We start from the raw sequence: 16,211 nt of genomic DNA, 5'->3' as shown, positions 1-16,211 counted from the left end.
TTTCCCCGGAGGAGTTCTCCCCATGGCTGCCAAGAAAATCCTGATGCTGGTCGGCGATTACGTCGAAGACTACGAAGTGATGGTGCCGTTCCAGGCATTGCTGATGGTCGGTCACACGGTGCACGCCGTCTGCCCGGACAAAACCGCCGGCCAGACCGTGCGCACGGCGATCCACGACTTCGAGGGTGACCAGACCTACAGCGAAAAACCCGGTCACCTGTTTGCCCTCAATTTCGATTTCGCCAACGTCGCTGAAGATGATTACGACGCGCTGCTGATCCCGGGCGGACGGGCCCCGGAATACCTGCGCCTGAACGAAAAAGTACTGGACCTGGTGCGCGCCTTCGACAAGGCGGGCAAGCCGATCGCGGCCGTCTGTCACGGTGCGCAGTTGCTGGCGGCCGCCGGGATTCTCGAAGGTCGCGAGTGCAGCGCCTACCCGGCCTGCGCGCCGGAAGTACGGCTGGCCGGCGGTACGTTCATCGATATACCGGTGACGGAAGGCCACGTACAAGGCAATCTGGCCACTGCGCCCGCCTGGCCGGCCCACCCGAGCTGGCTCGCCGGTTTCCTCGGCTTGCTGGGCACCAAAATCACGTTGTAATGAGGGACGTTTGCATGTGCGAGCTCTACGTCAAAGCCGATCCGATTCTCTACGAATCGCGCTCTCGCTCGCTGCGCATCTGCGGGGTGGTGACCACCCTGCGCCTGGAAAATCAGTTCTGGGACATCCTCAGCGAAATCGCCGCGGTCGACGGTATGACCACCAACCAGTTGATCGCCAAGCTCTATGAGGAGGTGATGGATTACCGTGGCGAAGTGGTGAATTTCGCTTCGTTCTTGCGGGTGAGTTGTATGCGGTATCTGGCGCAGCGGCGGGTCGCTGCGCCTGAACTGTCGGTGGTGCGGGTTGCCGCAAAGTAGCGCAGTCCGCGTGGAAGGCGTCAGCCGCGTCGCCGCTAAACCTCGACAGGAACGGTGAGCTTGGAACTCCCTAACGCATGCGTCTTCGAATCAAAAAATCGCAACTGCGATCGCGTCCCCTCAAACACCTTCGCGTAGTGCCGCTTCTGATGCTGGATAAACGCCTTGCTGCGCGGGTTGATCGAAATCGCCACCACCGTCGGTTTCGCCTGGCGCAACGCATGAATGATATGGCTGTCTTGCTCACCCAACGCATGCCCAAAGACGCACATGCCTTCGCCATGGCCCAATAACTGGTCATAACAAAACGACAGGTAATCCGAACTGCGAATGGTCTTGAGCTTGTCCGCGCTCGGCCCTTCGTTCACAAACAGCGGCACGTCATCCAGCGTCTTGATCGTGTTGTTGATCGCAAAACTGCCGAGCAGCGTGCCCTCGGTCGACATCAATTTGCGCGCCGTGCCGTCCTGATTGCGCACCAGGTGCAAACCGCCGTGCAGGTACAACAAGCGGGTTTTATCGGTCGTCGTGGCGCTCAGATCAAAACCCGGCTCGGCACCCTGGAACAGATCGGTGATGCGGTCCGGCTGCTGTTGAATTGCCCAGTAGCTGAGCAAGTCGTAATTGGTGGTGAACACCGTCTGGTACCGGCTCAGTTCCTGACTGATCGTCGCCAGTGTCGCAGGCACCACCAGCCGCCACGGGATGTGCACCGCATGCACGGTGTTGATCAGCGCTTCCTTGATCGCGTAGTAGCGATTGCGCGGCGCGGCGGAGCTGACGGCCAGGGCCTTGTTCACCCGGCTGGTGATTTTCAGCGCGCTCAGCACTTGCTCGAAACTGCGCGTCTGCATCGCCTCGAACACGCTCAGTTCGGACTGGCTCAGGGGCTTTTCTTCGACCGTGCGCGCATTTTCGAACAGCGAGTCGTAGCCAAAATCGTCCCACACGGCGCGGCTGGCACCGTTGCCCACCAGCAAGCCGCTGATCGAGGTGGTGGCGCGCAAGGCGTTCCAGTCTTCAAGCTGGGCATCGACATCCTGGAAATCGGTCATTGCGGTCGTTGTCTCAAAAAGCAAAAGGTCGGATGGGCGGCGACTTTATCACGACCCGGACTTGCGCCAGATCAAGTTAGCGCCTGGTCGATGGGTCGATCCTGTGGGTATCCGCCGGATCGAACAGTCGAAACGGCCCCAGACCTGGAGATTCGCCCGTGAGCAGCACGTTTTTCATCCCCGCCGTGAACATCATGGGCACCGGTTGCCTCGACGAAGCCATGGCCGCGATTCGCAAGTACGGCTTTCGCAAGGCGCTGATCGTTACCGACGTCGGCCTGGCCAAGGCCGGTGTGGCGGCGATGATTGCCGAGAAACTGGCGTTGCAGGACATCGACTCGGTGATCTTCGACGGTGCCAAGGCCAACCCGAGCATCGCCAATGTCGAGAACGGCCTGGGCCTGCTCAAGGAAAGTCGCTGCGATTTTATCGTGTCGCTGGGCGGCGGTTCGCCCCACGATTGCGCCAAGGGCATCGCATTGTGTGCGACCAACGGCGGGCAGATTCGAGATTACGAAGGCGTTGACCGTTCGGCGAAGCCGCAACTGCCGCTGATCGCCATCAACACCACCGCCGGCACCGCCAGCGAGATGACCCGTTTCTGCATCATCACCGACGAATCGCGTCACGTGAAAATGGCCATCGTCGACCGCAATGTCACGCCGTTGCTGTCGGTCAACGACCCGGCGCTGATGGTCGCCATGCCCAAGGGCCTGACGGCGGCCACCGGCATGGACGCATTGACCCACGCCATCGAAGCCTACGTGTCTACCGCCGCCAACCCGATCACCGACGCCTGCGCGCTGAAAGCGATCACGCTGATCAGCAACAACCTGCGCCTGGCCGTGCGCGATGGCAGCGACCTGGCCGCCCGGGAAAATATGGCTTACGCGCAATTCCTCGCGGGCATGGCGTTCAACAACGCGTCGCTGGGTTATGTCCACGCCATGGCGCACCAGTTGGGTGGTTTCTACGACTTGCCCCATGGCGTGTGCAACGCCGTGCTATTGCCGCATGTGCAAAGCTTCAACGCGCTGGTTTGCGCCGTTCGCCTGACAGACGTGGCCCACGCGATGGGCGCGGATATCCGCGGTTTCAGCCCGGAAGAGGGCGCCCAGGCGGCCATCGCAGCGATTCGTAGCCTGGCCAGAGACATCGACATTCCCGCCGGCTTGCGCGAACTCGGCGCCCGACTCAACGACATCCCGACCCTCGCGGCCAACGCCTTGAAAGACGCGTGCGGCGTGACCAATCCGCGGGCGGCGGATCAGCGGCAGATTGAGGAAATTTTTCGCAACGCGTTCTAAGTGGTTTTACGGCCCCGCGCGATGATCACGCAGAGCATCGCGCTCAGGGCCAGCAATGTGCACAACAATGCGAGCGGCCATGCCTGCTGGCTGGCGATCAGGCTGGCGATCCCGCCGATGACGGCGGCCATCAGCTGATGAATGAAACCACTCAGCGCCATCGCGTAAGCACCACCGATCGGCGCACCATCGTTGGCCAGCGACAGGCTGATCGGGTAGTTCAATGACTGGCCGAACACTGCAACGCAATAGGGCAACCAGAACAGCAACGCAATCGAATCGCCGAAGACGCTTCCCAGCAACATCACCAGGCTGCCGGCCATTACCAATCCGACGCCCGTCGTCATCAATCGACGCTGACCAATGCGCAACACCAGACCGTTGACCGCCAATGCCCCGAGAAAATACGCGGCGCTGATTGGCCAGCCCAGCCATCCATAGTCCACTGCCGACCATTTAAAGGGTCCTTGCAGAATCAGCGGTGCCGCCGTGTTGAACGCGATGATCACTCCATAGCCCAACCCGCCAGCAAGCGCCGGCAGCAAAAAGGCTCGATCTCGCAGAATGCGCCAATAATTTGGCCATGCGGACAACTGAACAGGGTCCTCCACCCTCGTCGCAAACGTGACCTGCGCCACCACTAATGCCAGCAACAAACTCACGCCGCCCAACAGATAGAAAATCGCCGTCCAGCCAAACGCGACCTGGATGACCGACCCCAGATATTGGCCGATACCCAGCGCCACCACGAAAGAAATCGACAGCCAGGACAGCGCCTTGGCCAGCAAATCTCCGCGAAAACTGTCGCGAATCAACACCCGCGCCATGACCGAAATCCCGCTGGCGCCAATGCCTTGAATCAGCCTGAAAAACAGAAAGGATTCAAGTGTCTGACTAAGCGGCAGCACCAGGTTGCTCAACCCATAAATCCCCAGCGCCACGAGCAACACCGGCTTTCGGCCGATGCGCTGACCAAGGCTGCCCCAGAACAGCATCGGCAGCGCCATGCCGATCAGGTACACCGCCAATCCCCAGGAAACCTGCGACGCATCGGTAGATAGATGGCGAGCCATTTCCGGCAACGCTGGCAGGTAAATGCTCATGCCCAACTGCGCGAGAAAAACCGTGCTGCAGGTGACGAGGAGAGTGGTGGTGCTTTTCATGGATATTCCGGGTTCAGTTTTTGATAACGTCGGCGTGCGGGCGTAATAACTCTGTCACGAGTTCACAAAACTGGCGGATCAATGTTGTCTCCATGTCTGCCCGTAGGGTGATTCGCAGTGCTGCCTGACCCTTTGCAACCACTGGGAAGAACACGGCTGAGGTAAAGAAACCCTGATTGGCCAATTCGATGGCGATGCTGTTCGCCAGCGCCGCTTCACCGCAGCGAATCAGTCGGATCGCCATGTTGCTGCCCAGTTGTCCGGTTCGAATCAGGCTGTCGAAGAGCTGGATGTTAGTTTGAAGCTTTTCCTGCAAGGCGCTGAATTCCAGCGTGCGATGTAACTGGATGGACGCTCTGCCGGCCCCAATAGCTGCGCTGTTCAGGCTTTGCGACCAATTACTGGGACCGCCGTAACGTTGAACAAGTTTTTTCTGCGGTTCGCTGCCGAACATGACCAGTCCGCCGCTAGCACCGAACGATTTGGCGAGGGGCGCGACGATAAGGCAGTCGTCATCCAGTGCCTGAATCCTGGGGCGTACGAGGCCGGCCCCGATTGTTCCCACGGCGGAGAGTGCGTGAGAGTCGTCCAAATAGAGAAACAGACCATAACGTTCCTTCAGGTACAAAAGGCCGTCCATGTTTGCGACACCGCCCATGCTGTATGCGCCGTCGGCGATGTAGACGACTTTGCCGGTTTGCTTACACAGGTCTTCGAGAAAATCCATGTCATCGTGCGGGCAGGTCACAACGTTTGTTTCGTCCGCGCACGCCGCTTTCAAGTGGTTCATTGAATAATGCGCATGCCGATCGAACGCCATCAGAGGGGGTCTATTCTGCGTGAATACGCCGCTGGCCAGCATCGGCAGAATTCCCGCGCTCGCGGCACTGCACGACAAGGTACTCAGGCAGACTGCACCAAACAGTTCTGACAGCTCCTTCTCGTATTGCTCCAGCGCCGCCAGCTTGCAGCGATTTTTCGAATTGGCGATCCGCAGCGTGCCGATTTCCCTTAGGGCTGTCATGGCGCCATCGAGCAGTGCGGGATGATAATCCAGCCCCAGGTAAGAAGTAGTGCAGAAGTGGTGAAACGAGCGCCCGAACTGGTCGACCATCTGGTTAGCGTTTTTGATCTCGACATCAAGACCTGCAATTTTTCCGGCTTCAGCGGTTTCCCAGTCGTGATCGGCCAGCGAGATGAGTTTTCGATAATTGGTGAAAGTGTTTACCGCGTGCGTTTTCTGGTCCATGTGGCGTGTCTTTCCTTGAGGGCGAAGCGATCCATTGGTGAGACGTAAACCTTGTGCGTTTCCGTACTTTACAGTGAGAGACGCGTTCTCTTGAATCAGCCGTTTCCGGTACGACTGAGCGTTGCGAGAGTTAAATGTGTAGGGCGACACCTTGTGCGGTTGTGGGTCATTTACGTTGCCGAATGGCATGTAAACCGGGCTATCCTCCCGAGTTCTCCAAACCAAAACCATCGAGCCCTCCATGCTGCAAAAAAGCCTGATCCGCCGCCTCGATCTCATCACCCTCCAGCTATTCGTCGCGGTCCACGAAGAAGGCACGCTCACTCGTGCCGCGGCCCGCGAGGCGATTGCGGTGTCGGCGGCCAGCAAGCGTTTGATGGAGCTGGAGGAGGCGCTGGGCATCAGTCTGTTTGTGCGCCAGGCCAAAGGCATGACGCTGACAACCGCCGGTGAAACGCTGTTGCACCATGCCCGGCAGATGCTGTTCAACGTCGAGAAAATGGGCCTGGAGCTGGGCGAGCACAGCCACGGTATTCGGGGTTACGTGCGGATGCTCGCCAACCTGTCGGCGATCATTCAGTTTCTGCCGGAAGACCTGCGGGACTTCTCCGCGCGGCACCCAGAGGTCAAGACTGATCTCGAAGAGCGCCCCAGCAGCGGGGTAATTCAGGGTGTGCTGGATGGTGTGGCGGACCTCGGGATCTGTTCCAGCGACAGCGATGTGAAGGGGCTGCACAGCGTGTTGTATCGCCAGGACAAACTGGTGGTGCTGATGCTGCCGGATCATCCGTTAGCCCGTCGTTCCAGCCTCGCATTTGTCGACACGCTGGACAGCGATTACGTCGGCTTGCACGCCGCCAGTTCCATCAACATGCGCACGCACGCCGCTGCGCGTCAGGCGGGCAAGGTGCTGCGTTTGCGCATTCATGTGCCGGGGTTCGATGCGATGTGCCGGATGGTCCAGGCCAACATGGGGATCGGGATTTTGCCGCAGAAAGCCTATGAATTGTTTGGCCGGGCGCTGGGGTTGCATGCGGTGCCGTTGACCGATGACTGGTCAGATCGGGCGTTGATTCTGGTGACGCGCGATGAGGCGGGGTTGTCGCCGGTGAGTCGGATGTTGTTTGAGCAGTTGCGTGGGGCGGTCTGACCGTTCTCGATTGAATGTGAGGGCCTTATTGCTGGCAAGCCAGCTCCCACAGGTCTGTATTGATTTCGCGACCGATGCAAACCCTGTGGGAGCTGGCTTGCCAGCGATGGCGGACTAAAGGTCGCAGACAATCTAAAGTAGCGTTCGCGTTTGACGAACGCTACTTGCCAACTGAAGGTTGGATTCCCGCCCCCTCGCTCCTTTAGCCTTGGCGCCTATTCCAAGAACAACATGAGGTACCCCGCGATGACGGCCCCCCTGAGTGCAATCAAGGTGATCGAGATCGGCACGCTGATCGCCGCGCCGTTCGCCGCGCGCATGCTCGCCGAGTTCGGCGCCGAGGTGATCAAAATCGAAGCCATGGGCCAGGGCGATCCCCTGCGCAAATGGCGAAAACTGCACGAGGGCACCTCGCTGTGGTGGTACCTGCAATCACGCAACAAGAAGTCTCTGGCACTCAATCTGAAATCCGCGGAAGGCATCGAGCTGGTCAAGCAATTGGCGACCAGCGCCGACGTGCTGATCGAAAATCTGCGCCCCGGCGGCCTGGAAAAACTCGGCTTGGGCTGGGACGTGTTGCATGCCCTGAATCCCAACCTGACGCTGGTGCGGATTTCCGGTTACGGCCAGACCGGCCCCTACCGCGACCGCCCGGGTTTCGGTGCGATCGGCGAGGCCATGGGCGGCATTCGCTACACCACTGGCACCCCGGGCTCACCGCCGGCGCGGGTCGGTGTCAGCCTCGGCGACTCCCTGGCGTCGTTGCACGCGGTGATCGGTGCGTTGATGTCGCTGCTGCGGGTCAAGACCGGACAGGGCGGCGGGCAAGTGGTCGATGTGTCGCTGGCCGAAAGCGTGTTCAACGTCATGGAGAGCCTGGTGCCGGAATACGACATGCTCGGTCATGTGCGTGAACGCAGCGGTGGCGCTTTGCCGGGCATCGCGCCGTCCAACACCTATCTAACAGCGGATGGTGCCTACGTGGTGATCGCCGGCAACAGCGACCCGATCTACAAGCGCTTGATGGAGGTGATTGGCCGCCGCGATCTGGCTGATGCGCCGGAGTTCGCGCACAACGACGGTCGTGCCTTGAAGAGTAATGTGCTCGACGCCGCCATCACGCACTGGACCAGCAGCCTGCCAATCGATGACGTGCTGGTGGCGCTGGAAGCCGCCGAAGTCCCGGCCGGGCGCATTTATTCGGTGGCCGACATCGTCGCCGATCCGCACTATCAGGCGCGCGACATGCTGCTCAGCGCCGACCTGCCCGGCGGCACGACCGTGAAAATGCCGGGCATCGTGCCCAAACTCTCGGAAACCCCCGGCGGCGTGAACTGGTCAGGGCCGAGCCTGGGTCAGCACACGGATGGGATTCTTGCGGGGCTGGGGCTCACGGCTTCGGACATCGAGCGACTGAAAGTTGAAGGGGTGGTGCAATGATCACTGATTTTTCCGAGGCTCTGATCGTTCAGGAAGTCTCCCCGCGCGACGGCCTGCAAATCGAGCCGACCTGGGTTGAAACGCTCGACAAGATTGCCCTGATCGATCAGCTGTCGCTGGCCGGTTTCAACCGCATCGAAGCCGGTTCGTTTGTGTCGCCCAAGGCCATTCCGGCGCTGCGCGATGGTGAGCTGGTATTCAACGGCATCACCCGCCAACCGGGGGTGATCTACGTCGCATTGATCCCCAACCTCAAAGGCGCGCAACGGGCGTTGGCGTGTCGCGCCGATGAGCTGAACCTGGTGATGTCCGCCAGCCAGACGCACAACCTGGCCAACATGCGCATGCGTTGTGAAAACTCGTTGGCGGCGTTTGGCGAGATCGTCCAGTACGTGCGCAATACCGGAGTGCGCCTGAATGGCAGCATCGCGACCACCTTCGGTTGCCCGTTCGAGGGCCGGATCGATGAGGATCGCGTGCTGCAAATCGTCGAGGCTTATCAGGAGCTGGGGATTCAGGGCATCACGTTGGCCGACACCACCGGCATGGCCAATCCGCGACAAGTTGATCGGCTGGTTCGACGAGTATTGCAGCGGGTATCGCCAGCAGACCTGACCCTGCATTTTCACAACACTCGTGGCCTCGGTCTGTGCAATGTGCTAGCCGCTTACGAGGCCGGTGCTCGACGCTTCGACGCGGCCCTCGGCGGCCTCGGCGGCTGCCCGTTTGCCCCGGGCGCCTCGGGCAACATCTGTACGGAAGACCTGGTGAACCTGTGCGATGAAATCGGTATTCACACCGGAATTAATCTGCCGTTGTTGCTGCAGTTGTCGCGAGGATTGCCGGCGCTGCTCGGCCACGAAGTCTCCGGCCAACTGGCCAAGGCCGGGCGCAATTGCGACCTGCACCCAAGCCCTTCCTGACCCACTGAAGATCCCTGTAGGAGCCGGCTTGCTGGCGATAGCGGCCGATTGATCGCCGCAAGGCTTTCGGGCCTCATCGCCAGCAAGCAGGCTCCTACGGAAAACTGCATTCCAACCAGACAACAAAAACAATCGGGCACCCACGGGAAGTCCGCCTGGAGAAACAGCATGAGCCTTAACGTACTGGAGGCGGGCGCGAGCCCGTCCGTGAACCACGACGAAGAAAAAGCCCTGGTCAGCAAAGTCGCCTGGCGCCTGATGCCGCTGATCATGGTCTGCTACCTCTTCGCGTTTTTTGACCGCATTAACATCAGCTTCGCCAAGTTCCAGTTGCAGACCGACCTGAGCCTGAGCGACACCGCCTATGGCCTCGGTGCCGGGCTGTTCGTGGTCGGTTACGTGATCTTTGAAGTGCCGAGCAACATGATGCTGTACAAGGTCGGCGCACGGCGCTGGATCGCCCGGATCATGATGTCCTGGGGCCTGGCCACAGCCGCGATGGTGTTCGTCAACAGCGAATGGCAGTTCTACGCGCTGCGCTTCGTCATCGGCGCGATGGAGGCCGGGTTCGCCCCAGGCGTTCTGTATTACCTGACGTTGTGGTTCCCGCAGCACTATCGCGGACGCATCACTTCGCTGTTGTTTCTGTCGTCGGCGTTTGCCGGACTGGTCGGCGCGCCGTTCTCCGGGCTGGTGCTGCAACACCTCGATGGCTTCATGGACATGCGCGGCTGGCACTGGCTGTTCCTGCTCGGCGGCGTGCCTTGTATCGGCCTCGGCTTGCTGGTGCTGACGCTGCTCAAGGACCGCATTGAAGACGCCCACTGGCTGACGCCGTCAGAGAAAACCCTGCTGGCCAGCCGCATTGCTCACCACGAACCGCACAAGAGCGGCGGCTCGCTGCTCGCGGCGCTGCGCATCCCGGGTTTCCTCACGCTGGGGCTAATCTACTTCCTGATTCAGGTGGCGTCCTACGGCTTGAATTTCTGGGCGCCGCAACTGATCCGCAGTGCGGGCACCGAGAGCCCGGTGATGATCGGCTTGTTGACTGCGATTCCTTACATCTGCGGGGCGATCAGCATGGTGGTGATCGGGCGCTTGTCCGACTCGACCGGCGAGCGGCGCAAGTTCGTTGCCGGGTTGGTGGCGGTCGGCGCCGTGGGGTTCTTCTGTGCAGGGATTTTCGCCAATCACACGACCTTCCTGATTGTCGCCCTGGGCCTGCTCGGCGCCGGGATTATCGCCTCCATCCCGAGCTTCTGGACCCTGCCACCGAAACTGCTGGCCGGTGCCGGCGCCGGAGCGGCGGGCGGGATCGCGGTGATCAACACCCTCGGCCAGTTCGGCGGCATCGTCAGCCCGGTGATGGTCGGCCGGATCAAGGACCTGACCGGCAGTACCACACCGGCGCTGTACGTGATCGGCGTCTGCGCGCTAATCGCCGTGGCGCTGTTGATGTGGGGCTTGCCGCAGAAACTGCGCACGCTCGACAAGTTTTAAAAAAACGCCAGCTCCTTCCGTTCAAACGCCTTGTAGGAGCTGCCGAAGGCTGCGATCTTTTGACTTTGCACTTTATAGTTCAGAGCCAATTGATCCCATGCTAACCGGCCTCAACCACCTGACCCTCGCCACCACCGACCTGAACCGCAGCGTGGCGTTCTATCGCGACCTCCTGCAATTTCAACTCGAAGCCAGCTGGGACAACGGCGCCTATCTCTCACTGTCCGACCTGTGGCTGTGCCTCTCCCTCGACCCGGCTTGCAGAGCCGCACCCGCCGCCGACTACACCCATTACGCCTTCAGCATCAGCGCATCCGACTTCCCGCACTTCGTCGAACTCCTTCGAGCGGCGAACGTCGAGGAATGGCGTGACAACCGCAGTGAAGGCGCGTCCTTCTACTTTCTCGACCCGAACGGTCATAAGCTCGAAGCCCATGTTGGCGATCTCGCATCGCGACTGGCTGTCTGTCGACAACGGCCGTACGCGGGCATGCAGTTCTTCGACGATCTGTCAGTCGATGCCCCGGGGCCTGATATAGACTTGCGCCCATTCACCAAATAGCAAAAAAGGATTCCCCGATGACCCCATCGCTGCTATTGGCCGTTCTCGCCTCGGGCTTTATTTACGGGATTACACCGGGGCCGGGCGTGCTGGCGGTGTTTGGCATCGGCGCGGCGCGTGGGCGGCGGGCCGGGGCGGGGTTTTTGTGCGGGCATTTACTCGGGGATGTGGTCTGGTGCAGCACGGCGTTGATCGCGATTGTCGGTGCACGGGAAATCGGCAGCACCGCGTTTGACGTGTTGGGTGTGCTCAGCGGGCTCTATCTGTTCTGGCTCGGTCTGCGCGCGGTGCGGGCCAAACGCAGCAGCGCCGAAGCGCCGCAGGGCCCCGCGCGGCAGCCGTTCTGGCACGGCATTCTGTTTGGCCTGACCAACCCGAAAGCCTATCCGGTGGCGGTCGCGACTTTTACCGCGTTGCTGTCCAGCCGCGCAGAATTGCTGCACTGGTCGATGCTGCCGTGGTTGATTGCGCTGAGCTTCGTCGGCGGTCTGCTGGCTTACGCTATTCTCATCGGCATCGTCGGTGCGCGGCAGGTGCGCAGCCTGTATCAACGGCATGAACGGGCAATCACCCGGTTGTGCGGGGTGATGTTTATCGGTTTCGCCATCAACGCCCTGGTGCATGCGTTGCCGGGGCTGATGCCGAACAAGGCTTGAGACTGAGCGCCAGGAGGTGTCGGTCGGAGTATCGGTCAGGGATGGTTTTTTATTGCTGCATTGTCCGGACACGCTCTCTGCACCATGACCACCAGAAATTCCGCGCCGCTGGCGAGTTACATCGATCTACTGCTGGATGCCGTTTGCGCGGTCGATAAACAGGGGCGCTTTGTTTTTGTCAGCGCCGCCTGCGAGCGCATTTTCGGTTACACGCCAGACGAACTGGTCGGCCAGCCGATGATCGATCTGGTGCATCCCGTCGATCGCCAGCGCACCCTCGACGCCGCGCGAGAGATCATGGGCGGCGACCCCAAACTCAACTTCGAAAACCGCTATGTGCGCAAGGATGGCCGCGTGGTGCACATCCTCTGGTCCGCGCGTTGGTCGGAGGTTGATCAACTGCGCATCGCCGTGGCGCGCGACATCACTGAGCGCAAGCAGGCTGAATCCCGGCAAGCGGCGTTGTACGCGATTTCCGAAGCGGCCCACGCGGCGGAAGATCTGCTGGCGTTGTTCAAACGCATCCACCTGATCATTGGCGAATGGCTGCCGGCGTTGAATTTCTCCGTCGCGCTGTACGACGAGCACTGCGCCCAGCTCAACTTTCCGTACCACGTTGATGACCATGAGCAGCAACCCGAACAGCCAGGAACGGTGATCGGGCGCTTGTGTGCCGAAGTGATCCGCAGCGGCCAGCCGATCTTGCTGACCCCGAATCGGTCAGACACCCCCGCAGGTTTCGAGGCGCTAGTCACGGGTCAGCAATCGCCCTGCTGGCTGGGTGTGCCGTTGAACTCGCAAAACGGCACCATCGGTGCGCTGATCGTCAAAAGCGTCGCGGGCGGCGAACGTTACACCGAGCAAGATAAAGAGCTGTTGCAATTCGTCTGCGCCCAGGTCGCGACCGCCATCGAACGCAAGCAGTTGCACGCCCGGCTGCAGCGCATGGCGCAATACGATCAACTGACCCAACTGCCCAATCGCGAGTTGCTCCGTGACCGGCTGAAAGCCTCGCTGACACTGGCCCGGTCGGAGAGTGGGCGCATGGCATTGCTCTACGTCGACCTCGACCGCTTCAAGGAGGTTAACGACACCCACGGTCACGCGGTCGGCGACATGCTGCTGCAAGCGGTAGCCAACCGGCTCAAGGGCTGCGTGCGGGAAACCGACACCGTGGCGCGGATCGGCGGTGACGAGTTTGTGGTGTTGCTGCACAGCATTCACGCTTCAGAGGACGCTGACAGCGTGGCGGGAAAAATCCGTCACATCCTGGCACAGCCGCTGCGCCTGGACGGTCACAACCTGAGCATTCAGTCGAGCATCGGCGTCGCGCATTTTCCCGAGAATGGTACGGAAGAAAAGCAATTGTTCCGCCATGCCGATGAGGCGATGTACAGCGCCAAGCGGCAGAATCATTTGCGGCTTGATCGCTGAATACGCACGGCCGTTCGTCGCATCGATCCCAGTTTTTCTAAACCTTTGCAATGATCGAAATTCAGATTCTATGCGGGCTACTGCTCGCCGCGATCAATACCACGAGGTAGAGAATCATGCCTAACTCAAGAAACTCGAACACGGGACACACGGCCACCGATCGAACGAAAGCGGCTGAAGCCGATCGTAAAGGTGGGAAAACGACCACTACGACTGTCGATAAAGAGCCTGTGAAACCCGACATTGCCCGTAAAGGTGGCCAGAAATCCAAGTAGTGGTGACGTAGTTTTCATTGAGAGACGGGAGCGAAAGCTCCCGTTTGAATTTTACTTTGAGGAGGGCGCGACCATGAGCCGGATGGCCACCCGTTTACGCAATGCCAGTTTTGTCACATTTTTTGTCGCATCAGTGAGCCTTTTTGCCAGCAGCGCGTTTGCCCAGTCCCCCGCCGAATTCATTAACGATGCCTCGGCCAAAGGCATGGCTGATATCGAAGCCAGTCGCCTTGCGCACCAGAAATCCGAATCCAAAGAGGTCAAGGATTACACCATCGTCGTCATCAACGACCGCACCACCGCCAACCAGCATTTGGCGAAAATCGCCAAGCAACTGGATCTGCCGGTGGCCCCGAGGGAAGAGGTGGTCGATAAGGCCAAAACCTTGATGCCGGAGGTGAAGGAGGGTGCTGCCTTTGACCAGGAATATGCCGCCAATCAGGTGAAGACGACGCAAGAAGCCATCGCACAGCTCCAGCAGACTGCGCAAACCACCGACGTGCCGGAAATCAAAGCCTTTGCGGAAGAAACCTTGCCGAAACTGCAGAACCATCTGCAAATGGCCAGGGCGCTTCAGGCTGGTCGCTGAATTGGAATAAACGGCTCCTACAATTACGATGCGGGTCCGATTTTGTAGGAGCCTGCTTTGCGATCCAAACGCCACGGTACATCAGTTAAACCGCTCAGCAATCATTCAAATCCTGTTTGTGCTTTTTGTTCTTGGCTTCAAGCCCTTCCAGAGCATGCACCTCATCTTCACCCATCGCGCGATAGTGCTTACGCAGTGCCTCCAGCTGCTTCAGGTCCAGCGCCTCAAGCCCGAGCATCGCGTTCTGCGCCTCCTTGTTCACCCGCAGCAACTCATCGATTTTCAAATGCAGAATGTCGGTGTCGCGGTTTTGCGTGTTCTGAATCAGGAACACCATCAGGAACGTGATGATCGTGGTCGATGTGTTGATGATCAGCTGCCAGGTGTCGTTGTAATTGAAGATCGGCCCACTCAAGCCCCACAACGCAATCAGCACCAACGCCCCCATAAACGTCTTCGGGCTCCCCGCCCACAAGGCGAGTTTCTGCGAGATTTTTGCGAATTTCATTGCCGTGTTCCTTATTGGGATGCGCGTGAATCTGTGACAGCGCGGGGGCGATGAAAATTCTGCTTACGTTTTAGGATTGGATGGGAAAACAGAGAACATGCATCCGCTCGTCAAACACGGCGGTTCGCTATTCTTTCTCAGATTCTTTCTTTGTGTGGGTTTGTGTCTAGTATCAAAGGCAGTCAATTTGCCAGCATCAAAAGACACGGATCGAAACCAGGAAGAGGCCACGCATGGAATTTTTTGAGAAGTTAGCAAATTTAGCCGCCAAGGTTCGTTTGCAGAGTGCTGCAATCAAAACGGAAGAAGCGACCAAGAACGCGTTTGTCATGCCGTTTATCAGCACAGTGCTTGGCTACGATGTGTTCGATCCGACCGAGGTTACTCCCGAATTCGTTTGTGATGTCGGAACGAAGAAGGGGGAGAAAATTGACTACGCAATCATGAAGGCGGGCGAAGTCCAGATCCTGATCGAGTGCAAAAAAATTGGCGAGCCCCTGCATATCAATCACGCTTCTCAGCTGTTTCGCTATTTCCATGTCACCAGCGCCCGCATCTCCATTCTCACCAACGGCCAGGTTTACAAGTTCTTCACTGACCTGGACGCGCCTAACAAAATGGACGAGAAGCCATTTCTGGAACTCGACCTTCTCGATATCGATGAATACTCCGTCCCTGAGTTGGTAAAGCTCACTAAATCTGCGTTCGATGTGGATTCGATCATCAGTGCAGCGGGTGAATTGAAGTACGTCAGCCAAATCAAAAAGGTTATCGCTGCACAGGTCAGCAAGCCCGACGACGATTTTGTAAAAGTGTTCGCTTCCCGTGTCTACGACGGCGTGATTACTCAGAAAGTCCGTGACCAATTCCATGAGCTGACGAGAAAAGCTGTGGTGCAGTTTCTCAATGATCAGATCAATGACCGGCTCAAGTCGGCGATGAGTGGAGCCATTCAACCCGCGCTCGCGTCCCTGCCGGTTTCTACCGGTGGTGCTGAGCAACCGGATTTGCGGGATGAGTCGGAGGACAAGGTGCTGACAACGTTGGAGGAGCTGGAGGGCTATCACATTGTCCGTGCTGTGGTCCGCTCAGTCGTCGATGCCAAGCGAATTGTTCAGCGGGATACTCAGAGTTACTTCGGCATCCTGCTCGACGACAACAACCGTAAACCAATCTGCCGACTACACTTCAATCGCTCACAAAAGTACATCGGCATATTTGACGAAGAGAAGATCGAAACCCGGCATGCGATCAATTCTGTCGATGACATTTACGAATATTCGGACCACTTGAAGAAGACCGTCGGTTATTACGATTAAGCCCTTTACCTATCGACAAAAAAGCCGGCCGACAAAGCCGGTTTTTTTAGCCGATACCTGACGATCCTCACCAAAGGTGGAATAGAGCAGAGCCTGCAAGTCGATGTATCGTAGCGATCCAATGTTCGCCCAGATACGACAACGCACTGACAGGAGA

Annotated in this window: 17 protein-coding genes; 13 read left to right on the top strand and 4 right to left on the bottom strand. The window is 59.0% G+C overall.

The window, feature by feature from the left end; all coding sequences use genetic code 11:
* The first annotated feature begins 22 nt into the window (after window positions 1-22).
* Window positions 23-604, top strand: a complete 582-nt coding sequence (locus ACYZT4_RS14470; protein WP_461980650.1) for a DJ-1/PfpI family protein — start codon at window positions 23-25, stop codon at window positions 602-604.
* A gap of 14 nt (window positions 605-618) precedes the next feature.
* On the top strand, window positions 619-924 hold the full coding sequence (locus tag ACYZT4_RS14465) for a ribbon-helix-helix domain-containing protein (protein ID WP_461980648.1): 306 nt from the start codon (window positions 619-621) through the stop codon (window positions 922-924).
* A 35-nt stretch (window positions 925-959) separates the two neighbouring features.
* Here the strand turns inward: ACYZT4_RS14465 and ACYZT4_RS14460 are convergent, their stop codons facing one another.
* Window positions 960-1,979, bottom strand: coding sequence for a DUF4917 family protein (locus ACYZT4_RS14460; protein WP_461980646.1), 1,020 nt, complete (start codon window positions 1,977-1,979; stop codon window positions 960-962).
* A 158-nt stretch (window positions 1,980-2,137) separates the two neighbouring features.
* Between ACYZT4_RS14460 and yiaY the strand changes: the two genes are divergently transcribed.
* Window positions 2,138-3,286 (top strand): L-threonine dehydrogenase, encoded by a 1,149-nt coding sequence (gene yiaY / locus ACYZT4_RS14455; protein WP_461980645.1) that lies wholly within the window; start codon window positions 2,138-2,140, stop codon window positions 3,284-3,286.
* On the opposite strand, the gene ACYZT4_RS14450 is transcribed toward yiaY, so the two are convergent.
* On the bottom strand, window positions 3,283-4,449 hold the full coding sequence (locus ACYZT4_RS14450) for a multidrug effflux MFS transporter (RefSeq protein ID WP_461980643.1): 1,167 nt from the start codon (window positions 4,447-4,449) through the stop codon (window positions 3,283-3,285). The two genes, yiaY and ACYZT4_RS14450, sit on opposite strands and share 4 nt — an antisense overlap.
* 13 nt (window positions 4,450-4,462) lie before the next feature.
* A complete protein-coding gene (locus ACYZT4_RS14445) occupies window positions 4,463-5,698 on the bottom strand; it encodes an aminotransferase class I/II-fold pyridoxal phosphate-dependent enzyme (protein WP_461980641.1) in 1,236 nt (411 codons plus the stop codon).
* Window positions 5,699-5,939: 241 nt separating this feature from the next.
* Here ACYZT4_RS14445 and ACYZT4_RS14440 point away from each other — a divergent pair, with 241 nt between their 5' ends.
* The 9 genes from ACYZT4_RS14440 (at window position 5,940) to ACYZT4_RS14400 (ending at window position 14,227) form a co-directional block, all read left to right on the top strand.
* Window positions 5,940-6,848 (top strand): LysR family transcriptional regulator, encoded by a 909-nt coding sequence (locus tag ACYZT4_RS14440; RefSeq protein WP_461980639.1) that lies wholly within the window; start codon window positions 5,940-5,942, stop codon window positions 6,846-6,848.
* 246 nt (window positions 6,849-7,094) lie between these two features.
* Entirely contained in the window at window positions 7,095-8,288 is a 1,194-nt protein-coding gene (locus ACYZT4_RS14435) for a CaiB/BaiF CoA transferase family protein (RefSeq protein WP_461980637.1), read from the top strand.
* Entirely contained in the window at window positions 8,285-9,211 is a 927-nt protein-coding gene (locus ACYZT4_RS14430; RefSeq protein WP_461980635.1) for a hydroxymethylglutaryl-CoA lyase, read from the top strand. The genes ACYZT4_RS14435 and ACYZT4_RS14430 overlap by 4 nt, the downstream gene beginning before the upstream one ends.
* A gap of 168 nt (window positions 9,212-9,379) precedes the next feature.
* On the top strand, window positions 9,380-10,711 hold the full coding sequence (locus tag ACYZT4_RS14425) for an MFS transporter (RefSeq protein WP_461980633.1): 1,332 nt from the start codon (window positions 9,380-9,382) through the stop codon (window positions 10,709-10,711).
* 97 nt (window positions 10,712-10,808) lie between these two features.
* Window positions 10,809-11,273, top strand: coding sequence for a fosfomycin resistance glutathione transferase (gene fos / locus ACYZT4_RS14420; RefSeq protein WP_461980631.1), 465 nt, complete (start codon window positions 10,809-10,811; stop codon window positions 11,271-11,273).
* Between the two features lie 17 nt (window positions 11,274-11,290).
* Window positions 11,291-11,929: a LysE family translocator gene (locus tag ACYZT4_RS14415; protein WP_461980629.1), complete on the top strand. Its 639-nt coding sequence runs from the start codon at window positions 11,291-11,293 to the stop codon at window positions 11,927-11,929.
* An 84-nt stretch (window positions 11,930-12,013) separates the two neighbouring features.
* On the top strand, window positions 12,014-13,363 hold the full coding sequence (locus ACYZT4_RS14410; RefSeq protein WP_461980627.1) for a sensor domain-containing protein: 1,350 nt from the start codon (window positions 12,014-12,016) through the stop codon (window positions 13,361-13,363).
* A gap of 116 nt (window positions 13,364-13,479) precedes the next feature.
* Window positions 13,480-13,638 (top strand): stress protein, encoded by a 159-nt coding sequence (locus ACYZT4_RS14405; protein WP_461980625.1) that lies wholly within the window; start codon window positions 13,480-13,482, stop codon window positions 13,636-13,638.
* A 73-nt stretch (window positions 13,639-13,711) separates the two neighbouring features.
* Window positions 13,712-14,227, top strand: a complete 516-nt coding sequence (locus tag ACYZT4_RS14400) for a DUF4142 domain-containing protein (RefSeq protein WP_461980623.1) — start codon at window positions 13,712-13,714, stop codon at window positions 14,225-14,227.
* A gap of 94 nt (window positions 14,228-14,321) precedes the next feature.
* On the opposite strand, the gene ACYZT4_RS14395 is transcribed toward ACYZT4_RS14400, so the two are convergent.
* Window positions 14,322-14,735: a low affinity iron permease family protein gene (locus ACYZT4_RS14395; protein WP_461980621.1), complete on the bottom strand. Its 414-nt coding sequence runs from the start codon at window positions 14,733-14,735 to the stop codon at window positions 14,322-14,324.
* 233 nt (window positions 14,736-14,968) lie between these two features.
* On the opposite strand from ACYZT4_RS14395, the gene ACYZT4_RS14390 reads away from it, so the two are divergent.
* Window positions 14,969-16,054, top strand: coding sequence for a type I restriction endonuclease (locus ACYZT4_RS14390; protein WP_461980619.1), 1,086 nt, complete (start codon window positions 14,969-14,971; stop codon window positions 16,052-16,054).
* Window positions 16,055-16,211 lie beyond the last annotated feature (157 nt).

This window comes from Pseudomonas sp. GB2N2 (genome assembly GCF_054897705.1).
This window is presented reverse-complemented; position numbering and strand designations above follow the sequence as displayed.